A 24,693-nucleotide genomic window follows, 5' to 3' on the forward strand; every position below is an offset into this window, starting at 1 on the left:
GGCCGGGCGGGGACGCCGACGTCAGGACCCGATGATCGAGGACTGCGAGTAGGGGTACAGGTGGACCACGAACGGCAGCCCGGCCAGCCACTGCACCGACGTGTAGGTCGTCCAGGCGCCGCAGTTGACCCCGGTGGGCAGCGGCGCCGTCATGTCGAGGGACTGGCCGATGTGGTGGGTCTGGTAGTCGAAGGTCTTCACCGTCCGGGTCGTCGCCACCGTCCTGCAGGCAGGGTTGGCCGGCACGAGGAAGCTCTGCACCGCGAACGTCGAGGACCCCTTGGCCGGGAAGGTCCGGCGCGGGCAGCCGGCGCCGCCGGGTCCGTAGCAGTTGGTGAGGTAGACGTCGCTGCGCGCGTCGATCTTCGTGGCGCCCGCCGGCGGCAGGTAGCGGAAGATCGGGGCCATCTTGCGCACGGTGGTGTCGCCGGCCTCGAACATCTGCACGCCGTAGGTCTGGCGCGAGATCCCGAGACGCTGTGTCGTCAGGGTGCCCTGGACGTCACCGACGAAGCCGCTGTAGAGCGTCGCGCGGCCCGGGGTGGCGTAGTGCGAGTTGACGTAGACGCGCAGTCGGCAGTGGTAGGTGCCGGCCGTCGGCGCCACGAAGAGGAGGCGCTGCGAGACGGGCGTGAGGCCGTTGCGTGCGAGCAGGTTGGTGCCGGTCCACGACTCCTTGAGGATCGTGCCGTCGGGCCGCTCGCAGGTGATCTTCTGGCCGATGGCGTTGCGGTCCGGGTAGCCGTCGTAGACCTTGCTCTCGGCACGGAGCAGCCTTGCCTCCCCCGCTGCCAGCGTGAGGGTGAGCGTGGCGCGCACCTCGCCCAGGCTCGTCGGTGGCCGCTCGGTCATGACGAGACCGCGCGGCGCGTAGGCGACCTTGACGTAGGCCCACGCCGTCGAGGTCTGCCCGACGACGACCACGACGAGGGCCAGGGCGAGGGCGACGAGTCCCCCGCGCCGCACGGCCCGACCGGTGCCGACCGCGAGCGCGTTCACAGGATCACCGCCATGGCGTTCCAGCCGGACCCGACCTTGGTACCGCTGCGGACTCCTCCGCCGGCCTTGCCGGGATAGAACCAGAGCCCGCCGTCGGCGGCGCGGGCGACGAGGTCGCCGAGCCGGTCGCCGTCGAGGTCACCGGGAGAGGCGAGGAAGGTCATCCCCGACCAGCCGCAGCCGACCTTGGACGCCGAGCCGAGGGCGAGCGACGGGGTCGTGACGTAGGCGTAGAGGCAGCCGTTACCGCGGTTGACGCCCACGGTGTCGCCCCGGCGGTCGGCGTTGAGGTCGCCCATGCCGATGATCCACGACATGCCGTTCCAGCCGCTGCCGAGCTGCTTGCGGTAGCGCAGGGCACCGGTGGACGAGAACGAGTAGAGGTGGAGGGTCGAGTCCGAGCGCCGGGCGAGCAGCTCGGGCACGCCGTCGAGGTCCATGTCAGTCGGCGTCGCGAAGGCGGTCATCGCGCCCCAGCCCGAGCCGACCTGGGTGCGGGCCCTGAACGCGCCACCGCCGACCCCGGCGTGGAGGTACATGCGACCGTCGGCGCCGCGACCCACGAGGTCGGAGCGGCGGTCGCCGGTGACGTCGCCCGGGCTGCCGACCCACGTGTAGGTCGACCAGCCGCCACCGATGCGGACACCGCTGCTCACGGCGCCGGTGCCGCGGCCGGGGTACAGCCAGAGGTCGCCGGCCTCGGTGACCCCGAAGAGGTCCACGACCGCGTCGCCCGTCCAGTCACCGCGGATGCCCGTGGCCGGCGGCGGCGGTGGCACCGTGGGAGCTGCGCAGGACCAGACGCGGACGTCGTCGATCTCGATGGTGCTCAGCGGGCCGCCACCGGTGAGGAGGTCGACGAAGACTTCGGCGGTCGCGAAGTCGGCTGCAGCCGAGGCGTCGACCCGCACGGTGCGCCACTCGGCCGACGGCGCGAGCGCGCCGCTCTGGTCGTTGACGTAGAGGCCGGCCTCGCCGGCGTCGAAGGTTCCGCGGTAGGTCAACGACACATAGAGGCTCGCCTTGGGGTCCACGGACGTGTAGATCGGGTTGATGACGCTTTCGAACGGCTCCTCACCCGAAGACGCGGACTCGGCCACTAGGTCGCCCTCCGGCGCCGGCCCCACCTGCGGAGGGCCGACCGTCCAGCCGACCGAGTAGTCGGGGTTGGGCACCCTGCCGTCCTCGAACCCGGCGGTGGCGTAGGCCGCGCGGACCTGCTGCCCCGTGGGACACACGGTCTCGACGGTCGGCAGCGCGGCCGCCGCCGCAGCCTCGCGTCGGGGCACGACCCCGTCGGCCCCGATTCGTCCGGACGCGCGCCGGTCGGTTCCCGTCGCGGTCGCGCCGGAGCCCACGGGTCCCGGCCGGTCGAGCCGGGTCAGCGACCCCGGACGTGGTTCTGCGGCCCCGGCGGGTGCCGTCGCGACGAGCGCTGCCGCTGCGACGAGACCTCCCACGAGTGCCGTCGACATGGTGCGCGCCACGAACTGCATGCTTCTCCCCTGGTTCCACGAGGCAGGAGCCAGCGTCCCCCTCGTCGCGGCACCGTAGCAACGAGTGGCACGAAGCGCACGCCTTCGGGAGAAATGTTCCCGAACCGAGAGGCAGGGGTCAGCCGCGCACGCGCCGCGCCGCCGCGCGTGCCAGGCGCCGCGACCCGGCCACTGGATCCTCGCGGAGCACCGCCACGGCACGCTTGACCTTGACCGCCGGACCCTGGGCCGCCCTCGCCGTGGCCTCGCGGGCGCTCTTGCGGGCCGCCGCGAGCTCCTGCTCGAGGGCCTGCCGCTGCGACTTCGCGCTGGTCTGGAGGTCGTCGAGCCGCACCCGCAGCAGGCGGGCCTCCTCGTCGGAGCCCCGCAGACGCTCGGTGAGCTGGTAGACGGACGCGCGCAGGGCGACGCCCTCGACGACCCACTCGTTGGCGAGCCGCAGCGCGGCGCGCTCGTCCGTGGCGACGGGCGTCTGCGAGAGGTATGCCGTGACCGGCACCTCCGCGTCGCGCGTCACGCTGAGCACGGTGCGGGCACGCCGGTGGGCGACCCCCTGGGCTCGCACGACGCGCAGACCGTGCTCCGTGGCGGCCGCGAGGAGAGGTCCGACGGGCAGGGCCGAGGGCTCCGCGACGAGCGCGAGCACGCCAATGCCGCCGTCGCCGATGGCGTCGGCCAGACGGCCGAGCGCGGCGACCTCGTCACCGAGCTGGGCGTGGGCGACGACGACCGAGCGGCCGTCGGCCTCGGTCCCGGCCTCCTCGGGCACGGCACCGCGCAGCGCCTCGGAGTCGTCGAGCAGGCTGACGCCGGCCGTGTCGCCCAGGCCCGTCCGCGTGGTCTGGACGTAGTCGGTCAGAGACATTCAGGACACCCTCACAGCCAAGTGCATTCCGGACGGATCATCGTGGAAGTCGTTGCGGATGAAGTCGAGGACGACGAAGCCGCAGGACTCCAGGACCTCACGGTAGCGGCCGTTCGCCCGGGTCTTCTGGTAGTCCCTCCAGACCTTGTCCTCGTCGCGGTCGTGGTCGACGAGCCCGATCCGGCCGCCGAGCCGGACGAGGCTCGCGAGGTGGCGCACGCTCGCCTCCCACTCCACGTCGTCCATGAGGTGGTAGAGCACGTCGATGCTCACGATCGCGTCGTAGAGGTAGGCAGGCGACCAGTCGGTGAGCGCCGACACGTGGTAGCTCTGCCGCGGTCCGGCGAGGCTGCGGCACTCGGCGATCGCGTGGGGGCTGGTGTCGATGCCGTCGACGCGGTGGCCGTAGGCCGAGAGCACCCGCGTGTAGTAGCCCTTGCCGCACCCCGCGTCGAGCACCCGGCGCGCCGCGCCCGGGTCGGTCCCCGGCCCGAGGGCCGTCACGAGACGGGCGGCGCGCACGGCATACAGCATCGCGTTGGTCGGCTCGTCGAAGCCGATGTTGCCCCCGGAGGCCAGGGCGCTCGCACTGGCGTGTCGCTTGTCCCAGTAGGCGCGCGACTGGGCGGCGGACAGGCCCTGCGGTGACGCCAGGGCCCCGGCCGTCGACTGCTCTGACAACGAAACCTCCGCAGGGGTGTGGTGGCGGACACGCTAGCCTAGGGACGCCACGTCGTGGCCCCGTGCGACAACAATCGAGGGAGCTCCCACCCGCCCATGCGAGTCCTGTCCATCGTCGGTGCCCGCCCCCAGTTCGTGAAGCTCGCACCCATCGCGCACGCCCTCGCGGCCGCCGGGCACGAGCACGTCATCGTCCACACCGGCCAGCACTACGACGCCAAGATGTCCGACGTCTTCTTCACCGACCTCGGCATCCCCACCCCCGACGTTCACCTCGGTGTCGGCTCGGGCTCCCACGGTGTCCAGACCGGCTCGATGCTCACCCAGCTCGACGCGGTGCTCGACGAGCACGACCCCGACTGGGTCCTCGTCTACGGCGACACCAACAGCACCATCGCCGGCGCCCTCTCGGCGGTGAAGCTGCACTACCCGCTCGCCCACCTCGAGGCCGGGCTCCGCTCGTTCAACCGACGGATGCCCGAGGAGCACAACCGCGTGCTCACCGACCACGCCGCCGACCTGTGCCTCGCGCCGACCGAGGTGGCCATGGGACACCTCGCCGCCGAGGGGCTCGCCGAGCGCTCGACCCTCACGGGCGACGTCATGACCGACGTCTGCCTCAAGGTCGCCGCCGAGGCCACGGCCGACGCCCTCCCCTTCGCCGGCGATGTCGGCGACGACTTCTTCCTCGCGACCCTCCACCGCGCCGAGAACACCGACGACCCGGCCCGGCTGCGCGCGATCGTCGAGGGCCTGGCCGCCCTGCCCCACCCCGTCGTCCTCACGGCCCACCCGCGCCTCGTCGCCAAGGCCAAGGAGCAGGGCCTCGACCTCACCGTCGGCTCACTCCACACCATCGAGCCGATGGAGTACCCCACGATGGTCGCCGCCGTGAAGGCCGCACGCGCCGTCGTCACCGACTCCGGAGGGCTGCAGAAGGAGGCGTTCCTCCTGCGCACGCCGTGCACGACGGTGCGCACCGAGACCGAGTGGACCGAGACCGTCGACCTCGGCTGGAACGTCCTCGCGCTCGACCTCGACCGGCTCGCCGAGCTCGTCGCCCGCCCCGCGCCCGAGCCCACCGACGCCACGCCCTACGGGGACGGCCACGCCGCCGAGGCCACCGTCGCCGCGCTCGCCGAGCGGGTCCGGCCCCGCTCCTGAGACGGGGGCGGACGGCATACGCCGGTCCTGCCCGACCACGACGAAGGCCCGCCCCACAGTGGGGCGGGCCTTCGTCGTGCGTGCTGTCAGAGCGTGACGGTCTGACCGGTCCTCGCCGACTCGATGCAGGCCTCGGCGACGCGCACCGTCTGCAGGCCCTGGGTCATCGTGACGATGTCGGCGTCCTTGCCGAGCACCGCGTCGCGGAACTGCTCGTGCTCGACGCGCAGCGGCTCCGGCTTGGAGATCGCGTAGCGGACGACGTCGCCCTCGGAGACGCCGCGGAAGTTCGCGATGTCGTCCCAGGTCGTCTGCACCTCGCCGTTGGCGTAGAAGGTGAGGTCGGCGGTGAGGGTGTCGGCGACGTAGGCGCCCTTGGTCCCCGTGATGATCGTGACGCGCTCCTTGAGCGGCGACAGCCAGTTGACGAGGTGGTTGGTCACGACGCCGTTGGACAGCTGACCGGTCACGGCGACGAGGTCCTCGAACTCACGACCGCTCTTGTATGCCGTGCGCGCGGCGACCGCGGTGAAGGTCTGCTGCGTGACCCAGGCCGTGAGGTCGATGTCGTGCGTGCCGAGGTCCTTGACGACGCCGACGTCGGCGATGCGTGCCGGGAACGGGCCCTGGCGTCGGGTGCTCACCTGGTAGACGTCACCGAGGTCGCCGGCCTCGAGGCGGCGGCGCGCCTCCTGCAGGGCCGGGTTGTAGCGCTCGATGTGGCCCACGGCGCCGACGAGACCCTTGGCCTCGAACGCCTCGGCGACCTTGGTGGCGGCCGGGGTGTCCTGGGCGAGGGGCTTCTCGATGATCGCGTGGACGCCCGCCTCGGCGAGGGCCAGACCGACCTGCTCGTGGTAGATCGTCGGGACGGCGACCATGCAGTAGTCGATGCCCTGCTCGATGAGCTGCTCGACGCTCTCGAGGACGGGACGACCACCGGCGATGCCGTGGACGTCGCCGCCCGGGTCGGCCACCGCGACGAGGTCGACGCCCGGCAGGCTCGCGAGCACGCGGCCGTGGTGGCGGCCCATCATGCCGAGGCCGATGAGGCCGGCGCGCAGGTTGGCCATCAGGCACCTGCCTTGGCGAGGGTGTTGACGCCCTCGACGATGCGCTCGAGGTCGGACTGGCTGAGCGACGGGTGCACCGGGAGCGAGAGGCACTCGCGGGCGGCCTTCATCGTCTCGGGCAGGTCGGCGTCGTCGGTGCCACCGGCGAAGGGCTTGAGCTGGTGGTTGGGCACCGGGTAGAACATGCCCGAACCGACGTTGAACTGCTCCTTGAGCGCGGCGGCGAAGCCGTCACGGTCCTCGGCCACGCGCACGGTGTACTGGTGGTAGACGTGCACGGCGCCGTCGGCGAGTGGCGGGGGCGTGACGCCCTCGAGGTTCGCGCTGAGGAAGGCGGCGTTGTCCTGGCGCGCCTTGGTCCAGGCGTCGACCTTCTTGAGCTGCTCGCGGCCGATGGCGGCGTGGATGTCGGTCATGCGGGTGTTAAAGCCGACGACCTCGTTGTGGTACTGCTTCTCCATGCCCTGGTTGCGGTAGAGGCGCATGAGGCGCTCGACCTCGGGGTCGGCGATGGAGACCATGCCACCCTCGCCGGAGGTCATGTTCTTGGTCGGGTAGAGCGAGAACATCGCGAAGGTGCCGAACGCGCCGACGGGGGTGCCGCCCAGCGAGGCGCCGTGGGCCTGGGCCGCGTCCTCGTAGACCTGGAGGCCGTGCTTGTCGGCGATCGCCATGATCTGGTCCATCTTGGCGGGGTGGCCGTAGAGGTGGACCGGCATGATGCCGACGGTCTTGTCGGTGATCGTGGCCTCGATGGCGGCCGGGCTGATGCAGAAGTCGTCGGCGTCGATGTCGGCGAAGACGGGCTTGGCACCGGTGAGGGCCACCGAGTTGCAGGTCGCGGCGAAGGTGAAGGAGGGGACGATGACCTCGTCGCCGGCCTTGACGCCGCTGGAGAGCAGGCCGAGGTGCTGGCCGCTGGTGCCGGAGTTCACGGCCACGCAGGCGCGTCCCAGCTTGAAGTGCTCGGAGAACTCCTCCTCGAACGCCTTGACCTCGGGACCCTGTGCCAGCATTCCGCTGCGCAGGACGCGGTCGACAGCCGCGCGCTCCTCGTCACCGATGAGCGGCTTCGCCGGGGGGATGAACTCGTTCACTTCGGGGCCTCCGTCAGGCTCTCGTGGTCTTCGATGTAGGTCTCGCCGGTCTTGGGGCAGACCCACGTGTTGGGCTCGTCGCCGGCCTCGAGTGGGACGCCAGCACGGCCGACCCACCTTATCCGCCTCGCGGGCACCCCGGCGACGAGGGCGAAGTCGGGCACGTCCTTGGTGACGACGGACCCGGCGGCGACGAGCGCCCACCGGCCGATGGTCACGGGGGCGACGCACACGGAGCGCGCGCCGATCGACGAGCCCTGCTTGCAGGTCACGCCCACGGCCTCCCAGTCGTCACCGCGCTTGAGGGTGCCGTCGGGGTCGATGGCCCGGGGGAAGTAGTCGTTGGTGAACACGACGGCGGGTCCGACGAAGACGCCGTCCTCGAGGACCGCGGGCTCGTAGACGAGGGCGTAGTTCTGCAGCTTGCAGTTGTCGCCCATCGTCACGCCGGTGCCGACGTAGGCGCCACGGCCGACGATGCAGTTCTCGCCGAGGACGGCCTTCTCACGGACCTGGGCGAGGTGCCACACGGACGTGCCTTCGCCGAGCTGCGCCTCGGGTGAGACGTCCGCGCTGTCCTGGATCCTGACTGCCACTCGTGCTCCTTCGTAGGGGGTGGTCCCGGAACAGGCTACGGCGTCAGGCCCCCGCGACGCGACGGGCGGCGGGCGCCCCCAGGAGATAGTCCTCGAGGACGGCGGCGGAGGCCCGACCGTCGTGCACGGCCCGGGCGAAGACCACCCCGTCCTCGCCCAGCTGCCGGCAACGGGCCGGGTCGCTCGCGAGGTCGGCGAGCACGTCCGCGACCTCACCCGCCCGCGCCTGCACGATGGGCAGCTCCAGCCCGGTCTCGGCGAGGACGCGGGCGCGCACCTCGGGGCGCACGTGACCGACGACGACGCGGCCGGCCGCCATCGCCTCGACGGCGGCGACGCCGTAGCTGCCGAGCGAGAACTGGTCGAGGACGATCTCCGCGGCCGCGATGGCGGCGGGCATCTCGGGCTGGGGCACGCCCCGCACGGGCTGGTAGCGGATGGAGCCCTCCGCGCCGAGGCGCTCGAGGGTGGGCTCGACGAGCTCGGTCCCCTTCCACATGGCGTTCGACGGGATGTGGCTCACCACGGGCGGGTCTCCGGGCTCGCGGACCGCGATCGGCTCGCTCGACCACCGCTCGACGTCGACGACGACGGGCAGCCAGCGCGCCCGGGGGACGTCGTCGACGAGGTCGGGGGTGGAGACGAACGACCACTCGCAGCCGTCCATGAGGGGCGCGATCCGGTCGGCGTACTTCTGGCGCGTCGCGCGCACCTTGGCCGAGACCCTGGGGAACGGCGAGTCGGGCTCGACCTGCTCGTGCCGGTCGGGTCGCCGGACGTCGGACCCGTGGGCCACCATCGCCACCGTGATCCCGGCCTCGCGCAGCACGGCGTCGTCACCCGCGGCGTCGAGTCCGTGGACCTGGCCGGTCACCGGGCGGCCGGCCTCGATGAGCACGTGGGTGAACGTCCGCACCCAGGCCTCGTTGTCGGCGGCCCACGCGGGGTCGGCGAAGTCCTCCTTGCTCACCGAGCGGTGCGCGGGCAGCGTGAGCCCGGTCGGGTCCTCCACCGCGAGGCTCGTCGCGCTCACTCCGGGGAGGGTCGCCGCGGAGTGAGCCCAGGCCCTGCCCTGACCGGCGAAGTTGGCCGAGGCGACGAGCAGGCGCACGGCCGCATCGTCGTGCTCGTGAGGCTCTCCCGGACCGTGCTCGGCTGACATGGTGCCCTAGTCTAGGCGCCACGTCGTCCCCCTCCCCGGGACCGTCCCAGACCTCCAAGGAGCCCGCCCGCATGGCCCCCGGCACAGCCCCGCACGTCCTCTACGTCGCCTGGGGGTTCCCCCCGTGCCGCGGAGGTGGGGTCTACCGCGCCCTGGCCACGGTCAACGGCCTGGCGGCCAAGGGTTTCCGCGTCACCGTGCTCACCGCGACCCGTGAGACCTTCATCAAGTTCACCGGGGCCGACACCTCGCTCGAGGCCCTCGTCGACCCCCGCGTCGAGGTCGTGCGCGTGCCGTTCTCGTGGCCGCACCTCGAGATGGACGTCCGCCAGTGGAGCCCCCTGCGGGCGTTCATGCCGCGGGTGTGGCGCCGGGCCCGGCTCAGGCTCGACGTCCTGGACTTTCCCGAGAAGTCCTACGGCCCCTGGAAGAAGCCGCTGCTCGAGGCCGCGGACCGCATCCACGCCGCCGACCCGGTCGACATGGTCGTCGCCTCGGCCAACCCCAACGTCGACTTCGCGGTCGCCGACCACCTGCACCGCACGGCACGCGTCCCCTACGTCATGGACTACCGCGACGCCTGGATGCTCGACGTCTTCGACGGCGGTCTGCTCCACGAGGAGGGCTCGCGGGTCTCGAAGCTCGAGAAGCGCTTCATCGGCAACGCCTCCGAGATCTGGTTCGTCAACGAGCCCATCAGGGTCTGGCACCAGAAGCGCTACCCCGAGGCCGCGGACCGGATGCACGTCGTCGCCAACGGCTACGACCCCGACCTCGCGCCCTCGTCGCAGCCGCACTCCCCCGACCCCGGGGCTCCGCTGCGGTTCGGCTACATCGGCACCGTGAGCGGCAAGGTCCCGCTCGCCGAGTTCGCCGCGGGCTGGAGCCTCGCCCGCTCGCGCTCCGAGGCCCTCGCCGGCGCCACGGCCGAGATCTGGGGCTACCTCGGCTACTACGGCAGCCCGAGCCAGGACCTCGTCGACCTCATCGAGGACCACGCCGACGACGGTGTCGTCTACCGCGGCCCGCTGCCCAAGGGCCAGGTCAAGGACGTCTACTCCACGTTCGACGCGACGCTGCTCATCCTCGGCGCCGGGCTCTACGTCACGAGCGGCAAGGTCTTCGAGTACACCGCCGCCGCCCTGCCCATCGTGTCGGTGCACAGCCCCGAGAACGCCGCCAAGGACGTCCTCCAGGGCTACCCGCTGTGGTTCCCCGTCACCGACCTCGAGCCCGAGACCGTCGCCCGCGCCCTCGAGGAGGCCGCCGAGGCCGCCCGCTCCGCCTCGCCCGAGGTCCGTGCGGCCTGCGCCGAGTTCTCCCGTCGCTACTCGCGCGAGCTCCAGCTCGACCCCCGCCTCGACGCCATCGCCGGACGGCTCGGTTGGCAACCCCCGCTGGTCGACTCGGAGGTGACGGCATGAAGGTCGTCCTGCTCAGCACCCGCCGCCTGCGCCCCCACATGGTCGACACCGCGCGCGAGGAGCTCGGGCTCGAGCCCCAGGACGCCGAGCACATGACCGTCGTCTCGTGGAACCCGCCGATCGGGCGCCTGCGCGTCGCGTCCCACCTCGTCGTCGGCCCGATGCTCTCCCCCAGCGGCCGCGTGCGCTACGCCCGCGTCGACCCGGTCGTGCTCGACGAGCCGGACGCGGGTGAGCCGCACGACCTCGCCGACCTCACCGCCCTCGTCGCCGACGCCGACGTCGAGCCGCTCGAGGAGGTCACCACCCTCGACGTCGTCGACGACATCGACGATGCCGAGACCGACGCCGCCGACCCGGGTGACACCGACGACGTGCTCGCCGACCAGGGCGACGGCGCGACCCGGCGCACGGGCGCCCGTCGCGTCGGGCACGCCCTCAAGTGGCGGGCCAACCGGCTGCGGCTCACCGTCCAGCGCCACCCGGTGGCCCAGCGGATCGGTGGCAGCACCAAGGTCCGTCGCCTGCGCGGAGCCGTGACCCCCGGCGGTCTCGCGACCCACTTCGCCCTCGGCTGCGCCCAGAGCCCCGCAGTGCGCCGCGCGGTCGCCGGCGCCGACCTCGTCGTCGCCCTCGACCAGAACTCGCACCGCGCGGCGTGGCTGCTCGCCCGTCGCATCGCCGGACCCGAGGTCGTCGTCGGCATCCCGGCGGCGGCCCGCATCGTCGCGCTCGACCGCGACGGCGGCCTCAGCTGATCGCGGGCCGTCCGGCCAGCGCGCCGAGCGCCCTCATCGCGTCGTCGTAGCCGCCGGTCTCGAGGGCGACCTCGCGCCACTGGCGGGCGCGGTCCCGGTGTGCCTCGACGAGGGCCGGGTCCGCCGACCACTCGCGCAGCACCCGGCCGCACTCTGCGCCTGACCGGTCACCCGCCGGCACCACGGCTCCCGCGCCGGCGTGGTCGACGAGCTGTCGCTGCCGCGGCAGGTCCGACACGACGACCGCGAGCCCGCTCCCGAGGTACTCGTAGAGCTTGCTCGGCACGGCGTCGTGGAACGCCGGCGTGTCCTCGAGCAGCGCGAGGCCGCACCACGCGCCGGCGGCGAGGCGCCAGGCCCGCTCGGGCGGCTGGCGCCCGTGGAAGGTCACCCGGCCGTCGAGGCCGCGGCGTCGCAGCTCGTCGTCGGTGACGGAGCCCGCGTCGGGCTCGGCGACGGGACCGACGACGTCGAGCCTCCAGCCGGGCGCCGCCTCGAGGGCGTCGAGCATCGCGGCGAGCCCGCGGGACCCGCGCACGTCACCGATGTAGATGGCGCGCGGCTCGGCGTCGAGCCCGCACGGCTCGGGCAGCATCGTGAGGTCTGGGACGTTGCGCACGACGAGGCGTCCGGGCACGTCGTGCGGCGGGATGTGGGCGTCGGCGACGATGACGAGGTCGGCGCGCCGGGCCGCCGCCGTCGCCGCGCGGGCGAGCCGGGTCGCGACGACCCCCTTGGGGCCGCGGGCCCAGGGCCGGTCGGCCAGCAGCGCCTCGTAGTCCTCGTGGATGTCGGCGACGACCTTGCGGCTGCGACCCCGGGTCACGGCGAGGCACGCCAGGAGCGAGTCCGGGTCGAGGGCGACGAGGACACGCCCACGGGCGCGGACGGCATACCGGAGGGCCAGGGCCGCGCGGCGCGCGAACGAGCCACGCGCGGTCGCGGTGACGTGGTCGACGCGCGGGGCGTCGGCGGCATCGCCGAGCCCGAGGACCTCGACGCTCAGCCCGACCCGGCGCGCGGCGGCCGCGAGGCGGTGCAGGCGCGCGTCGGCGACGTCGTGTCCGCTCGTGACGAAGCTGACGTCGACCGGCACGCGGTCAGAGGTCCTCGAGGATGACAGCGGAGTCACCGACCTGGACGAACTTCGTGTATGCCGCACACACCTCTTGCGGGGTGCCGCGCATCATGAGCTCGCCCTTGTGGAGCCAGATCGCGTCGTTGCAGAGCTGCTGGATCGACGCGAGCGAGTGGCTCACGAGGAAGAACGCGCGGGCGTTCTCGCGCAGCTCGGCCATCTTGCCGGCGGCCTTGGTCTTGAACGTTGCGTCACCGGCCGACAGCGCCTCGTCGATCATGAGGATGTCGGGGTCCATGTGCACGGCGACCGAGAACGCGAGCCGCGAGTACATGCCCGAGCTGTAGGTGCGCATCGGTGCGTCGATGAACTCCTCGAGGCCGGCGAACGTCGTGACGTCCTCGGCCCGGGCCTCGACCTGGGCGCGGGAGAGCCCGCTGGCGAGGCCACCGAGGATGATGTTCTCGCGCCCCGAGAGGTTGGCGTTGAAGCCGACGCCGAGCGACAGCAGCGGGCTGATGCGGCCGTGGACCTCGATCCGCCCCTTGTTGGGCGGAAGGATGCCGGCGAGCGCGCGCATGAGCGTGGACTTGCCGGCGCCGTTGTTGCCGATGATGCCGAGCGCGGTGCCGTCGGGGACATCGAAGGAGACGTCCTTGAGGGCCTCGATCTCGCGCACCGCCCGCTGGCCACGGCCGAGGCGGGTGATGGCGTTCTTGAACGTCGGCACCCGCTCGAAGGTGGTGCGGTAGGTGACGGAGAGGTTCTCGACCTTGACGGTGAGCGGCTTCCCCGAGGGGACAGGGGTCGGGACCGGGGTCGGGACGGACTCAGAGGCGGACAGCGAACTCACGCTCCCTTGACATGAAGAAGAGGGACCCGATCGCGAAGACGCCGAAGGCCCACACGGTCGCGGTGACGAAGGTCCGAAGGCTCGGGATGTCACCGTTGACGAGGCACTCCGTGAACCCGCCGAGCATCGAGTGCAGCGGGTTGGCGACCTCGAGGATGTTGAGCACCTTGGTGAACCGGGCGGGGACCTGCTCGATCGACCAGATGACCGGCGACATGTAGAGCCAGATCCGGTTGAAGTACGGCATGAAGCTCGTCGTGTCGCGGAAGTAGACCTGCATCGTCGCGAAGAACGCCGCGACACCGAGCGCGAAGACGATGAGCAGGCCGAGGAAGTAGATCGACACGACCATCGACAGGTGGAAGCCCAGGCCCGCGAGGATGTGGAAGAGGAAGTAGACGGGCAGCGTCGGCAGGAACCGGAAGAACGCGGTCCGCACCGCCGAGAACGGCATGAGCAGGCGCGGGAAGGCCGTGTTGAGCAGGAGCTTGCCGCCACCGACGACGGATGCGGCACCCGTGGACATCGACCCGGCCACGAAGTAGAAGGTGAAGAGCCCACCGCAGAGCTGGGCGAAGTAGTCCATGCCGCCACGGTTGCCACCGGAGAGGACCTGCACGAGCAGGAAGTAGACGCCGGCGAGGAGCAGCGGGTTGAGGACGAGCCACAGCTGACCGAACATCGTCAGCGTGTTGGCGCCGCGCAGCGTCGCCTTCGACATCTCGGAGGCGAACTCGCGCCGCTTCCAGAGCTCTCGGGTGTAGTTGGCCAGGGGCGGGATCCCGGCCCGGTGGGGCTCGTAGACGTGGTGGGTCGTGGTGAACTCGTTCTCCGGTTCGGTCTTCACGACCTGCTTGTCGGTGCTCATCATCCTCGCTCTCCGGCCGATGGCGCGGGTGCGCTCGACTGGCCGAGTCTAGTGGAGGTCGGCGTCGTCACAGCACGCCGCCGTACACGCCCAGCAGCGCGTCGCCGTCCGCACTCCACGACAGCGCCGTCCTCGCCGCGGCGACCGCGGCACGAAAACGCCCGTGATCTGCGACGAGCTCGTCGATGGCCCGCACGAGCCCGTCGGCGTCGCCGGGTGCGTAGAGCGTCCCGAGCCCGTGCTCGCGCACGAGCGCGCCGAGGTCGCCCACGTCGGTGGCGACGACCGGCAACCCCAGGCTCACCGCGTGGAAGAGCTTGTTGGGCATGGCGAGCCGGTGGTTGAGCCAGCGGTCGCTGTGGGTGACGAGCGCGGCTCCGGCGCGGCGCAGCCGCTCGTCGAGCTGCGGGAGGGGCTCGGCGGGCAGGACCTCGAGCGCCTTGGCGTCGAAGGTCCGCAGCCACTCGTCGTCACCCGGGCCGAGCACGGTGATCGGCAGCGCCGAGCGCTCGCTCGCGTCCGCGATGACCTCGAGCTCCCGGTATGCCGCGAGCCGGCCTCCGTAGACGAGCCGGGTCGGCGGGCCGGCCGCCTCCGCCTCGGGTGCCGCGTCGTCACGCAGCGGGAAGGTGTTGCGCACGACCGTGACCCGCGGCCAGTCGGGGTGGTCGGACCGCAGGGCGTCGGCGACCCCGGCGCCGACCGTGACCACGGCGGCCGCGTCCCGGGCGAGTCGCCCCTCCTCGAGCCGCTCGCGACGACGGAGCAGCGGCGCACGGCGTCCCTCGACGGGGCGCCCAACCCAGTACTCGTGCGTGTCGTAGACGAAGGGCACGCCCCAGCTGTCGGCGAGCGCGTGGCCCGCGGCGAGGGCGGTGTAGTCGTGGACGTGGACGACGTCGGGGACGAGGCCGGTCGAGCCCGACCACTCGAAGGCACGGTCGGTCGCCTCGCGCTGCCACGCCGTCCAGCGCCGCCGGACGTGCACAGGCAGGAGCGCCCAGCGGGCCAGCCGCTCGGGCGCCGTGAGCTCGCGGGTGCGTGAGGCCGCCGACGGCGCCCGGCCGGCGCTCTCGACGGTGATGCCCGCCGGCGGCACGAAGTCCGCCGGGACGGCGCGGCCGATGATGTGGACGCGGGCGCCGGCGGAGACGAGCGTCGTCGCCTCGCGCAGCACCCGCGTGTCGGTGGCGACACCGGTCCACACGAGCATGAGCACGGTGCGGCCGGTGAGGTCGACCGGCGCGGTCGGCGTCGTCACGGGGTCTCCCGTCCGAGCGAGCGCGGGCTCGTGAGGAAGCCCACACCCCACGCCCAGTGCATCGTGGCGAGGACGACGGGCGCGAGAGCCCGCGTGCGTGCCGGCTCACCCGCGCTGATGGCGGCGCCGCCGACGACCACACCCACGACGTATGCCGTGGGCACGAGGAGCGCGGGCGCCCAGACCAGTCCCAGCAGGGTCGCCGCGGTCGTCCCCGCCACCATGACCGGCGGCGCGAGGTAGCGGGCGTTCATCGTCTCGGGGTGCTCGCGGGCGACCACCCGGCGCCACTGGCCGTACTGGAAGTACTGCCGCGCCAGGGCCCGGACGCTCGAGCGGGGACGGTAGGTGACCTCCATGTCGGGGGTGAACCACACGGTCCCCCCGGTCTGGCGCAGACGCAGGTTGAGGTGCCAGTCCTGGGTCCGGGTGTAGCGCTCGTCGTAGCCCCCGACGCGCTCGAGGGCGCTGCGGCGGAAGGCGCCGAGATAGACGGTGTCGACCGGCCCCGCTCCCCCGCCGACGTGGAAGGTGCCGCCACCGACCCCGATCCGGCTCCGCATGGCACAGGCGACGGCGCGCTCGAAGGCGCTGCGCCCCACGGCCTTCATCAGCCCGCCCACGTTGTCGGCGCCGGTCTCGTCGAGCGTGCGCACCGCGGTCGCGACGTAGTCCTCGGGGATCTCGGCGTGACCGTCGACCCGGACGACGACGTCGTGCCGGGAGGCGCCGATCCCCGCGTTGAGCGCCGCCGGGGTCCGGCCGCTCGGGTTGGGCACCGTGCGGACCCGGGGGTCGGCCGAGGCGAGCTCGGCGGCGACCTCGTCGGTCCGGTCCGTCGAGGGGCCGAGCGCGAGGACGACCTCGAGGTCCCCGGCATACGACTGCCTGAGGACCTGACCCACGGCGTCGCGGAGGTGCCGCTCCTCGTTGAGGACCGGGATCACCACGCTCACGGGTGGGAGCGCGGCGGTGCTGTCGTCGGGGTCGGCAGGCTCGCTCATCGACCCGATTCTCCCCCAGCCGGCGGCCCCGATTCGCACGCTGGGGTCGGCGTGCCGTTTTGCGTCGTGATGTGCCGCGCGCACACTATGGGGCGATGCCCGAACGCCCGCCTCGCCGAGACGACGCCCGGCCGATTCCCCAGCGGGGACGGCCGGATGTCCCGCGCCCCGACCTCGACGACGAGGACGACGGCGTCTTCACCGTCGACACCCGCGGTCGGCGCCGTGGCGGGTCCGCACGCCCCGCCCGACCGGTCCGCGGGGAGCAGCGAGCCCGTCCCGAGCCCCGCGAGCGGCCGGTCCGCCGGGAGCGCCCCGACCCCCGCGACGGCGGCGACCCCCGCCGGGCCGCAGCCCCCGCCCCGGCACTGCGTCCCGACGGGCGCCGCCCCGCTCCGCCGCGTGGTGGCCGTCCCGTCCCCCTCGAGGACGGTGACGAGCCCCGCCGCCGGCGTCGCTGGTGGCGCCTCATCCCGGTCGTCATCCTGCTGTGGCTCGCGTTCCTCGTCATCACGCCGTTCCACGCATGGAACACCGTGACGCGCGTCGACGACGCCCCCACGGGCGACCGGCCCGCCGAGACGAAGGGGAACACCTACCTGCTCGTCGGGTCCGACTCGCGTGACGACCTCACCCGCGAGGAGCGCAACGCGCTCGGCACCGGCGCCGCCGAGGGCCGGCGCACCGACTCGATCATGCTCGTCCACGTGCCCGCGGGCGGCGGCAAGTCGGTCATCATCTCGATCCCCCGAGACAGCTACATGCCCATCCCCGGGCACGGCAGCAACAAGGTCAACGCCGCCTACTCGATCGGCGGCCCCCGGCTCCTCGTCCAGACGCTCGAGCAGGTCACCGACCTGCGCATCGACGGCTACCTCGAGATCGGGTTCGGCGGGTTCGCCGACGTCGTCAACAGCCTCGACGGCGTCGACATCTGCGTCCCGTTCGACATGGACGACAAGAAGGCGCACATCAACCTCAAGAAGGGCTGCCAGGTCCTCGACGGCAAGAACGCCCTCGGCTTCGTGCGCGCCCGCTACTCCGACCCCCGCGGCGACATCGGCCGCGCCGACCGCCAGCGCCAGTTCCTCGCGGCGATCATGAAGGGGGCGGCGACCCCGTCGACCGTCCTCAACCCGTTCCGCTACTGGGCCTTCACGCACACCGCCGCCGGTGCGGTCGGGGTCGGTCAGGACACCTCGATGCGCGACTCGGCCAACATCCTGCTCGCCATGCGGGGCGCCGGCAACGACTCGACGCTCAGCCTCACCGTCCCGATCTCGGACACGGCCTACCAGACCCGCGCCGGCATCTCGGTCAAGTGGGACACCGACCGCGCCAAGGCGCTGTTCACCATGCTGCGCGAGGACCAGCCGCTCGAGGCTCCCCCGGCCGGGACCGACGGGAAGCCCTCCGGAGGCTGACCCGCCGAGGCGCCGCCGCCCCGGGGAACGGGGGCGGACGGCATACGCCGTCGTTCCCGTCAGGAGCGGCCCGCCGAGGTCACTGACCTCGGAGCGAGCCCACCTGGGTCGCGCCGGGCGCCCACGCGACCTCGGGAAGGCCCTGCGGGAGCACCTCGTCGAACGCGGTGCGCAGCGTCTCGGCCTGCGCGCTCCACGAGAAGCGGTGCCGCAGCTCGGCATCGCCCTCGATCCGGCGACGGGTCTGCTCGGCGGAGGCGAGCCCGGCACGGATGGCGCGCGCGCAGTCGTCGACGTCACCCGCCACGTGCACCTCGCCGAGGCCGAGCTCGCGCACGAGGTCGGCCTGTGCCGGGGTGTCGCTCGTGACGATGGGCAGCCCGCCCTGGAGGTACTCGCAGAACTTGTTGGTGATCGCGACGTCGTGGTTGATCGCGTGCAGGAGCGGGCTGACGCCGACCGTCGCAGAGGAGAGGTAGCGCGGCACGAAGGCCGGCGGGACGAACGGCGCGAAGTGCACGCGGTCGCCGTAGCCGGCGCGGTCGGCCACGGCGCGCAGCTCCTTGGAGTAGGCGTACATGCCCCGCACGACGATGGCGAGGTGCACGTCGGGGAGCTGCTCGAGCGCCGCGAGGACGGTCTGGACGCCGCGGGCCGCGTGCACACCACCGCCGTAGACGACGAGGGGCACGTCGGCGCCGAGCCCGCAGACGTCGCGGACACCCACGACCCGCGTCGAGGGGTCGTCGGCGATGGGGGCGTTGAGCACGACGTCGGGGCGGCGCGGCAGCGAGTGCGTGCGCTGGAGCAGGTCGGCCAGCTCGGGCGAGACCGTGATGACGCGGTCGACGTCGTGGATGAAGCTGCGCTCGAGGTCGGCGTAGGCCGCGACCTGCCGCGGCGGGACCATCGCGAGCCCGGGGACGAACTCGTGCGCGTCGTAGACGACCTTGACGGTGCGGCCCTGGAGTGCGGCCCGCTGCGCCGCGCGGACGGCGATGCCGATCATGAAGACGTCGTGGACGTGGATGACGTCGGGCTCGAGGCGCGCGAGGATCGGCCCGATGGCGAGGTCCTGGTCGAGGATCTCGGGCAGGACGCTCTTCCAGCGGCCGAGGCCGGGGACTGCGGTGTAGGCCGAGATGAGCGCCTCGCGGCGGCGGCCGACGCCGGAGTCGGTGCTCGCGGCACGCTTCTTGCGCATCGACGAGAGCTTGACCGGCACGGCACGACCCTTGAGCAGGACCCGCTCGGCCTTGAGGAGGCGCCAGGTGAGGGCGCGGGCGACCTTGTCGGCGCCGCCGGGAGCGCCGCCCGGGGCGCCGCCCGTGGCGGCGGCGTCGGTGCGCTGGGCGGCCCGGCCGCGCTCGGCCGCGAGCTCGCGGGTGCGGTGCTCCCAGCGGGCGACGGAGTTCTTGTAGTCGTCCTGGGTGGTGAACCACGGCGCGAGGGCCGAGCCGACGTCGCCGAGCCCCTGCCGCGCCTTCTTCCACCGGGCGCGCGCGCCACTGCTGGCGATGCGGTTGCCGGGGGCCACCCGCAGGATGCGCATGCCGTCGCCGAGGTCCTCGTCGGCGGAGAACCCGGGCCGGATGAGGCCGACGGCGGTGACGTCGACGCCGAAGCGGCTCACGGTGTTCATGGCCTTCATGACCCGGGCGTCGCTCGAGATCGTGTTGCCGGCGAGCATGACGACGTGGGGTGCCCGCTCGCCCTCGGCAAGGTCGGGCCGGCCGCTCGCGGCGGCGGCGTCCGCCAGGGGCTCCCCGGTGCCGGTGCGGGCCAGGTCGTCGACCTGCTCGGCGGTCCAGGGGGCACCGGTGACGGCGCGCAGGTCGGCGAGCAGGGGGTGGACCTGCTGCGGGGGTGACTCCGGCATGGGCTCGCTCCAGACGACGGGCAAGGACGGGATGCAGTATCGCATCCGGGACGTCCGGGCCCGGGTCAGCCCTTGAGCAGCTGGCGGGCCATGACGATGCGCTGCACCTGGTTGGTGCCTTCGTAGATCTGGGTGATCTTGGCGTCGCGCATCATCCGCTCGAGCGGGAAGTCGCGGGTGTAGCCGGCTCCGCCGAGCAGCTGCACGGCGTCGGTCGTCACCTTCATCGCGACGTCGGAGGCGTAGCACTTGGCCGCCGCACCGAAGAAGGGCAGGTCGGCGTCGCCACGCTCGGACTTGGCCGCGGCGACGTAGACCATCTGCCGTGCCGCCTCGAGCTCCATCGCCATGTCGGCGAGCATGAACTGGATGCCCTGGAAGTCGGCGATGCGCTTGCCGAACTGCTGGCGCTCCTTGACGTAGGCCGTGGCCTGCTCGAGCGCGCCCTGCGCGATGCCGACCGCCTGCGCGCCGATGGTGACGCGGGTGTGGTCGAGGGTGCGCAGCGCGATCTTGAGGCCCTCGCCGGGTGCGCCGACGATGCGGTCGCCCGGGATGCGGACGTTGTCGAAGATCAGCTCACGGGTCGGGCTGCCCTTGATGCCGAGCTTGCGCTCCTTCTCACCGAACGTGAAGCCCTCGTCGGACTTCTCGACGACGAACGCGGTGATGTTGTTGCCTCGGGCGCCGTCGGGGTCGGTCACGGCGAGGACGGTGTAGTACTCGGAGACACCGGCGTTGGTGATCCACGACTTCTGCCCGCTGAGGATCCAGTCGTCACCGTCGGGCTTGGCGCGGCACTTCATCGCGGCGGTGTCGGAGCCGGCCTCGCGCTCGGACAGGCCGTAGGAGAACCCGGCCTCGCCGCGCGCCAGCGCCGGGAGGTACTTGCGCTTGACCTCCTCGGAGCCGCCGAGGATGACGGGGAGCGAGCCGAGCTTGTTGACGGCAGGGATGAGCGAGGAGCTCGCGCAGACGCGGGCCACCTCCTCGATGACGATGCAGGTCGCGAGCGCGTCGGCGCCGACCCCGTCGTACTCCTCGGGCACGTGCGGCGCGAAGAAGTCGGAGGCCACGAGGGCGTCGTGCGCCTCCTGGGGGTAGCGCGACTCCTCGTCGACCGCCGCCGCGAACGGGGCGATCTTGGCCTCGGCCACGTCACGGACGGCCTCACGGATCGCCTCGTGGTCCTCGTTGACCTGGAACAGGGGGAAGTCGGTGTTCGCGCTCACCCGTCGATCCTACCGACGCGTAGGAGCGCCTCCTGCCGTCCGGCGTGTGGGACCGCCCACGTCGAGAGGGCGCCCGCGTCAGCCCAGTCGCTGGTCGACGAACGGCGCGAGCAGCTTGGAGTACTCCGTGCTCAGGTGGCTGCGGTCCTTGTAGACGATGACGTCGCCGACCCGGCTGAAGCACGACGTCGCGTCGCAGAAGAGGTCGGTGAGGTCGATGACGGGCACGCTCGCTGCCTTGGCCGCCGCGACGGCGAGGTCCGGCACGACCGCCCGGCCCCGCGGGACCGCGCACTTCTGCGGGTCGTCCGGGTTGGCGGCGATGCACGTGGGCACGACGCCACCGGCGGTGGCGGGCACGTCGGCGATGACGGCGACGTCCTTGCCCGCCTTCGTCCAGCGGCTGAACCGCGACGCGAAGCCAGCCTCGCCGGCCGCGGCACCCTTGGCCCCGTCGGCGCCCAGCCAGTCGTAGGCCCGCGTGTAGGACGTGGCCAGCACCAGGGAGATCGACGGGTCCCCGAGGACCACCTTGTCGACGGCCTCGTTGTATGCCGTGCAGCTCGCCTGCCGCTCCCCCGAGGTCTCGGTGGGCAGCACCCGGGCGGCGTCGTTCGACGGGCACGAGCCCTTGGTGTGCACGACGACCTTCCAGCCGCGACGCTTGCCGAGCTCGTCGACCATGGGGACGAAGGCGCCGGCGTGGGAGTCGCCGACGAGGGCGATCGTGCCGTTGCGGCCGGACGGGTCGCCGACGACGCAGTCGAGCAGGCCGGCGCCGCCGAGCGACTGCTGGCACTTGCGGAGCAGCGGCTCCTCGTTCTGGACGATGACGACCTCGGGCGGGGCGACGAGCGGACCGTCGCCGGCGACCGGGCCGCAGTCGTTCGCGGCGACGAGCGCGCCGGGGCCGATGCACCTGTCTCCACCGGTGAGCCGGTCGGCGGCGTCCTGCCGCGCGGAGGCCTCGCGGCGCTCGAGCGCGGTGCTCCACGTGGCGGTGGACCCGACGACGACGGCCATGCCGACGACGGCGAAGACGAACGCGCGACGCGGGGCCTTGGCCAGCAGCGGCCTCGTGCGCAGCGGGTCCTCGACATAGGTCTTGGACAGCCAGGCGAGGACGCCGGTGACGGCGAGGATGCCGAGCTTCTCGACCCAGCTGAGCGCGTGCCCGGTGACGTGCGGGACGAGCACGATGAGCGGCCAGTGCACGAGGTAGACCGAGTAGGAGATGTCACCGACGAAGGTCATGGGACGCGTCGTGAGGAACCGCCCGACGGTCGTGGGTCCGGCGAGCAGCAGCGCGACCGTGCCGAGCACGGGGAAGAGCGCCACCCACCCCGGGAAGAGGCTCGACTCGGTGAGCAGGAAGCCGGACGCGACGACCGAGACGAGCCCGAGGGCGGTGAGCACTTCGTTCGCCCGGCTCCGCAGGCGGAAGAGCACGAGGGCGGCGATGCCCCCCGCGGCGAACTCCCACACCCGGGTGAGCGTGCTCATGTAGGCGAACGGCTGGCTCTGGCTCGTCGAGACGACCGACCAGGTGAGCGAGGCGACGAAGATGACGCTCAGCCCGGCGAGGATCGCCTTGCGGGCGTCACGGTGGCCGCGCAGCCGCATGACGGCGAGCAGCCCGAGGATGAGCAGCGGCCAGACGGCGTAGAACTGCTCCTCGACCGAGAGCGACCAGAAGTGCTGGGCGACGGTGGGGACGTTGTCGAGGGCCATGTAGTCCACGGCCGACGTCGCGAGCTGCCAGTTCTGGACGTAGAGCGCGCTCGCCCCGATCTCGTGCGCCGACTGGGACCACGTCGTGCTCGGCGTGAGCAGCAGGACCCCGAGGCCCGAGAGGATGAGGACGAGCAGGCTCGCGGGCAGCAGGCGCCGGATCCGGCGGGCCCAGAACCGCGTCACCTTGAGGTGCGCCGTCGAGGCGACCTCACGGTGGATGTGCGAGGTGATGAGGAAGCCCGAGATGACGAAGAAGACGTCGACACCGACGTAGCCGCCACTGAGCCGCTTGGGCCACAGGTGGTAGAGCACGACGAGACCGACGGCGATCGCCCGCAGTCCCTGGATGTCGGGTCGGAAGTCCGACGCCGGTCGCGGCTTCTGGTGGCGCTGCGCCCGGGTGGCCACAGTCGTCGCGTCGGAGGTGCTCATCGGGCGAACATGCTATCCGCGACCTCCCGAAAGCCCCTATTCGAGCGCTCCCGGGGGCCGCGGCCCCTGCCTCAGCGCAGGGCGGGGATGACCTCGCGCTCGAACAGCTCGACCCCGGAGAGGTCGTAGGCGGACTCGGCGAAGTTCGTGATCGCGTAGGTCATGCCGAGGTCCTGCATGTCGGCCAGGGCGCTCGCGATCTGGTCGGGCGTGCCGACCGCCGTGCCCTCGCGGTACGTCTGCATCGTCCGGGCGACCGCCTCGTCGGGGACGCCGGCGCCGCGCAGGTGGCTCTCGATCCAGCGGAAGCGGTCCTCCACCTCCTTGTCGTTGCGCCCGATGACGACGTTGAAGTTCGACGAGCGGGTGATCGTCTCGAAGTCGCGACCGACGTCGCGGCAGTGCTCCTTGAGGATCTCGCTCTTCCTCTCGAAGACCTCGCGGTCGCCGAGGAAGTTCGTGTAGTCGGCGTACTCGGCTGCGATCCGCAGCGTCTTGCGCTCGCCGCCACCGGCGATCCACATGGGGATGCCGTTGCGCTCGGACCCCTCGAACGCCGTGCCCTGCAGCGGCCTCGGGAAGCACATCGCGCCGTCGACCTGGTAGTGCTCGCCGTCGAGCGTCGCGGTCCCGGTGGTCCACATCTGCTGGAAGATCTCGACGCCCTCGCGCAGCCGGGCGAGGCGCTCGCCGGCGCTCGGGAAGCCGTAGCCGTAGGCCCGCCACTCGTGCTCGTACCAGCCCGCGCCGATGCCCATCTCGAGCCGCCCCTCGGAGATGACGTCGACCGTCGCGGCCACCTTGGCGAGGTAGGCGGGGTTGCGATAGCTCATGCACGTGCACATCTGGCCGATGCGGACCCGGCCGGTCACGCCTGCGAACGCCGCCATGAGGGACCACGCCTCGTGCACCGCCTCCTGCGTGGGGTGCGGCACGGGGTGGAAGTGGTCGAAGACCCAGATGGACTCCCAGTCGCGGATGCCGTCGGCCCGCCTCGCGAGCCCTGCCATCACGCCCCAGTGCTGGTCGGGGTCGATGCCGACGAGGTCGTGACGCCAGCCCTGCGGGATGAAGATGCCGAATCTCATGGGCTCACTCAACCTGTCAGCCTCCTCCCCCGCAAGCCCTGCATCCGGGGCATGATGCGGAGGTGACGTTCCGACACCGCAATGACCCCGACACCATCCGCGAGCTGCTCAACGACCCCGGCACCTGGGTGGTCGTGGGCCTGAGTAGCAACACGCAGCGACCGGCATACGACGTCGCGCGGTGGCTCAAGCACGAGCTCAACAAGGGGATCATCCCCGTGCACCCCAAGGCCGAGACGGTCCACGCCGAGCAGGGCTACGCGAGCCTGGCCGACATCCCGGACCAGGACATCAAGGTGATCGACTGCTTCGTCAACTCCGAGCACGTCGGCGCCGTCGTCGACCAGGCCATCGAGCACAAGGACCGGCTGCAGATCGACGCGGTCTGGATGCAGCAGGGCGTCGTGGACACCGCCGCCGCCGAGAGGGCACGCAAGGCCGGGCTCGAGGTCGTCATGGACACGTGCCCGCGCATCGAGTGGCCGCGGGTCCGCGGCGAAGGATCGGCGCGCTGAGCGACGCCTG

At 72.3% G+C, this 24,693-nt stretch carries 22 protein-coding genes; 5 read left to right on the forward strand and 17 right to left on the reverse strand.

All coding sequences use genetic code 11. The annotated features are described in order from the left end of the window. Positions 1-21: 21 nt before the first annotated feature. The 4 genes from KLO01_RS01765 to KLO01_RS01780 all read right to left on the reverse strand — a co-directional run bounded on the left by KLO01_RS01765 (position 22) and on the right by KLO01_RS01780 (position 4,041). Complete coding sequence (locus KLO01_RS01765; RefSeq protein WP_147061842.1) at positions 22-999, reverse strand: hypothetical protein; 978 nt, start codon at positions 997-999, stop codon at positions 22-24. Then, positions 996-2,486 carry an FG-GAP repeat domain-containing protein gene (locus tag KLO01_RS01770; RefSeq protein WP_147061843.1) on the reverse strand — a complete coding sequence of 497 codons (1,491 nt, stop codon included), beginning with the start codon at positions 2,484-2,486 and terminating at the stop codon, positions 996-998. The genes KLO01_RS01765 and KLO01_RS01770 overlap by 4 nt, the downstream gene beginning before the upstream one ends. 127 nt (positions 2,487-2,613) lie before the next feature. Then, complete coding sequence (locus KLO01_RS01775) at positions 2,614-3,360, reverse strand: hypothetical protein (RefSeq protein WP_147061844.1); 747 nt, start codon at positions 3,358-3,360, stop codon at positions 2,614-2,616. After that, entirely contained in the window at positions 3,361-4,041 is a 681-nt protein-coding gene (locus KLO01_RS01780; RefSeq protein WP_147061845.1) for a class I SAM-dependent methyltransferase, read from the reverse strand. Between the two features lie 96 nt (positions 4,042-4,137). Here KLO01_RS01780 and wecB point away from each other — a divergent pair, with 96 nt between their 5' ends. Beyond that, positions 4,138-5,205: a non-hydrolyzing UDP-N-acetylglucosamine 2-epimerase gene (wecB, locus tag KLO01_RS01785; protein WP_147061846.1), complete on the forward strand. Its 1,068-nt coding sequence runs from the start codon at positions 4,138-4,140 to the stop codon at positions 5,203-5,205. A gap of 86 nt (positions 5,206-5,291) precedes the next feature. Here wecB and KLO01_RS01790 read toward each other — a convergent pair whose 3' ends face one another. From KLO01_RS01790 to KLO01_RS01805, 4 genes are read right to left on the reverse strand one after another with little or no spacing between them, the layout of a single operon-like run. Then, on the reverse strand, positions 5,292-6,278 hold the full coding sequence (locus KLO01_RS01790) for a Gfo/Idh/MocA family protein (RefSeq protein ID WP_147061847.1): 987 nt from the start codon (positions 6,276-6,278) through the stop codon (positions 5,292-5,294). Further along, positions 6,278-7,375: a DegT/DnrJ/EryC1/StrS family aminotransferase gene (locus tag KLO01_RS01795; RefSeq protein WP_147061848.1), complete on the reverse strand. Its 1,098-nt coding sequence runs from the start codon at positions 7,373-7,375 to the stop codon at positions 6,278-6,280. The genes KLO01_RS01790 and KLO01_RS01795 overlap by 1 nt, the downstream gene beginning before the upstream one ends. Beyond that, positions 7,372-7,971 (reverse strand): acyltransferase, encoded by a 600-nt coding sequence (locus tag KLO01_RS01800; RefSeq protein ID WP_147061849.1) that lies wholly within the window; start codon positions 7,969-7,971, stop codon positions 7,372-7,374. Before KLO01_RS01800 ends, KLO01_RS01795 begins: the two co-directional genes overlap by 4 nt. Before the next feature lie 43 nt (positions 7,972-8,014). Further along, the gene (locus tag KLO01_RS01805) at positions 8,015-9,133 is read right to left on the reverse strand and encodes a glycosyltransferase family protein (RefSeq protein WP_147061850.1); all 1,119 of its coding nucleotides are present in this window, start codon (positions 9,131-9,133) and stop codon (positions 8,015-8,017) included. A 71-nt stretch (positions 9,134-9,204) separates the two neighbouring features. On the opposite strand from KLO01_RS01805, the gene KLO01_RS01810 reads away from it, so the two are divergent. Both KLO01_RS01810 and KLO01_RS01815 read left to right on the forward strand, forming a co-directional pair. Continuing rightward, the gene (locus tag KLO01_RS01810) at positions 9,205-10,557 is read left to right on the forward strand and encodes a glycosyltransferase (protein WP_147061851.1); all 1,353 of its coding nucleotides are present in this window, start codon (positions 9,205-9,207) and stop codon (positions 10,555-10,557) included. Next, entirely contained in the window at positions 10,554-11,315 is a 762-nt protein-coding gene (locus KLO01_RS01815; protein WP_147061852.1) for a hypothetical protein, read from the forward strand. Before KLO01_RS01810 ends, KLO01_RS01815 begins: the two co-directional genes overlap by 4 nt. On the opposite strand, the gene KLO01_RS01820 is transcribed toward KLO01_RS01815, so the two are convergent. The 5 genes from KLO01_RS01820 to KLO01_RS01840 all read right to left on the reverse strand — a co-directional run bounded on the left by KLO01_RS01820 (position 11,308) and on the right by KLO01_RS01840 (position 16,379). Beyond that, positions 11,308-12,411, reverse strand: a complete 1,104-nt coding sequence (locus KLO01_RS01820) for a glycosyltransferase (RefSeq protein WP_147061853.1) — start codon at positions 12,409-12,411, stop codon at positions 11,308-11,310. The genes KLO01_RS01815 and KLO01_RS01820 overlap by 8 nt on opposite strands. Before the next feature lie 4 nt (positions 12,412-12,415). Then, positions 12,416-13,246 carry an ABC transporter ATP-binding protein gene (locus tag KLO01_RS01825; protein ID WP_246136001.1) on the reverse strand — a complete coding sequence of 277 codons (831 nt, stop codon included), beginning with the start codon at positions 13,244-13,246 and terminating at the stop codon, positions 12,416-12,418. Further along, positions 13,224-14,114 (reverse strand): ABC transporter permease, encoded by an 891-nt coding sequence (locus tag KLO01_RS01830; RefSeq protein ID WP_246136002.1) that lies wholly within the window; start codon positions 14,112-14,114, stop codon positions 13,224-13,226. Before KLO01_RS01830 ends, KLO01_RS01825 begins: the two co-directional genes overlap by 23 nt. Positions 14,115-14,181: 67 nt before the next feature. Then, entirely contained in the window at positions 14,182-15,375 is a 1,194-nt protein-coding gene (locus tag KLO01_RS01835) for a glycosyltransferase (RefSeq protein WP_222611908.1), read from the reverse strand. Then, complete coding sequence (locus tag KLO01_RS01840; RefSeq protein ID WP_147061855.1) at positions 15,372-16,379, reverse strand: glycosyltransferase family 2 protein; 1,008 nt, start codon at positions 16,377-16,379, stop codon at positions 15,372-15,374. The genes KLO01_RS01835 and KLO01_RS01840 overlap by 4 nt, the downstream gene beginning before the upstream one ends. Positions 16,380-16,474: 95 nt before the next feature. Here KLO01_RS01840 and KLO01_RS01845 point away from each other — a divergent pair, with 95 nt between their 5' ends. Next, a complete protein-coding gene (locus KLO01_RS01845) occupies positions 16,475-17,803 on the forward strand; it encodes an LCP family protein (RefSeq protein WP_246136003.1) in 1,329 nt (442 codons plus the stop codon). 79 nt (positions 17,804-17,882) lie between these two features. Here the strand turns inward: KLO01_RS01845 and KLO01_RS17465 are convergent, their stop codons facing one another. The 4 genes from KLO01_RS17465 to KLO01_RS01865 all read right to left on the reverse strand — a co-directional run bounded on the left by KLO01_RS17465 (position 17,883) and on the right by KLO01_RS01865 (position 24,168). Then, positions 17,883-19,682, reverse strand: coding sequence for a glycosyltransferase (locus KLO01_RS17465; RefSeq protein WP_147061856.1), 1,800 nt, complete (start codon positions 19,680-19,682; stop codon positions 17,883-17,885). 65 nt (positions 19,683-19,747) lie between these two features. Next, positions 19,748-20,914, reverse strand: a complete 1,167-nt coding sequence (locus KLO01_RS01855) for an acyl-CoA dehydrogenase family protein (protein WP_147061857.1) — start codon at positions 20,912-20,914, stop codon at positions 19,748-19,750. Positions 20,915-20,992: 78 nt separating this feature from the next. Then, positions 20,993-23,080, reverse strand: a complete 2,088-nt coding sequence (locus KLO01_RS01860; protein ID WP_147061858.1) for an acyltransferase family protein — start codon at positions 23,078-23,080, stop codon at positions 20,993-20,995. A 71-nt stretch (positions 23,081-23,151) separates the two neighbouring features. Next, the gene (locus tag KLO01_RS01865; protein WP_147061859.1) at positions 23,152-24,168 is read right to left on the reverse strand and encodes an LLM class F420-dependent oxidoreductase; all 1,017 of its coding nucleotides are present in this window, start codon (positions 24,166-24,168) and stop codon (positions 23,152-23,154) included. A 62-nt stretch (positions 24,169-24,230) separates the two neighbouring features. Here KLO01_RS01865 and KLO01_RS01870 point away from each other — a divergent pair, with 62 nt between their 5' ends. Beyond that, positions 24,231-24,683, forward strand: coding sequence for a CoA-binding protein (locus KLO01_RS01870; protein ID WP_147061860.1), 453 nt, complete (start codon positions 24,231-24,233; stop codon positions 24,681-24,683). The last annotated feature ends 10 nt before the right edge of the window (positions 24,684-24,693 follow it).

It is taken from the genome of Knoellia locipacati, assembly GCF_007992835.1.
GTDB classification, from domain to species: domain Bacteria; phylum Actinomycetota; class Actinomycetes; order Actinomycetales; family Dermatophilaceae; genus Knoellia; species Knoellia locipacati.

Excerpts from the sequence above, each read along its gene's own strand:
- KLO01_RS01775 (WP_147061844.1), bottom strand. The coding sequence starts at position 3,360 with ATGTCTCTGACCGACTACGTCCAGACCACGCGGACGGGCCTGGGCGAC.
- wecB (WP_147061846.1), top strand. The coding sequence starts at position 4,138 with ATGCGAGTCCTGTCCATCGTCGGTGCCCGCCCCCAGTTCGTGAAGCTC.
- KLO01_RS01790 (WP_147061847.1), bottom strand. The coding sequence starts at position 6,278 with ATGGCCAACCTGCGCGCCGGCCTCATCGGCCTCGGCATGATGGGCCGC.
- KLO01_RS01805 (WP_147061850.1), bottom strand. The coding sequence starts at position 9,133 with ATGTCAGCCGAGCACGGTCCGGGAGAGCCTCACGAGCACGACGATGCG.
- KLO01_RS01810 (WP_147061851.1), top strand. The coding sequence starts at position 9,205 with ATGGCCCCCGGCACAGCCCCGCACGTCCTCTACGTCGCCTGGGGGTTC.
- KLO01_RS01815 (WP_147061852.1), top strand. The coding sequence starts at position 10,554 with ATGAAGGTCGTCCTGCTCAGCACCCGCCGCCTGCGCCCCCACATGGTC.
- KLO01_RS01830 (WP_246136002.1), bottom strand. The coding sequence starts at position 14,114 with ATGAGCACCGACAAGCAGGTCGTGAAGACCGAACCGGAGAACGAGTTC.
- KLO01_RS01840 (WP_147061855.1), bottom strand. The coding sequence starts at position 16,379 with ATGAGCGAGCCTGCCGACCCCGACGACAGCACCGCCGCGCTCCCACCC.
- KLO01_RS01845 (WP_246136003.1), top strand. The coding sequence starts at position 16,475 with ATGCCCGAACGCCCGCCTCGCCGAGACGACGCCCGGCCGATTCCCCAG.
- KLO01_RS17465 (WP_147061856.1), bottom strand. The coding sequence starts at position 19,682 with ATGCCGGAGTCACCCCCGCAGCAGGTCCACCCCCTGCTCGCCGACCTG.
- KLO01_RS01860 (WP_147061858.1), bottom strand. The coding sequence starts at position 23,080 with ATGAGCACCTCCGACGCGACGACTGTGGCCACCCGGGCGCAGCGCCAC.
- KLO01_RS01865 (WP_147061859.1), bottom strand. The coding sequence starts at position 24,168 with ATGAGATTCGGCATCTTCATCCCGCAGGGCTGGCGTCACGACCTCGTC.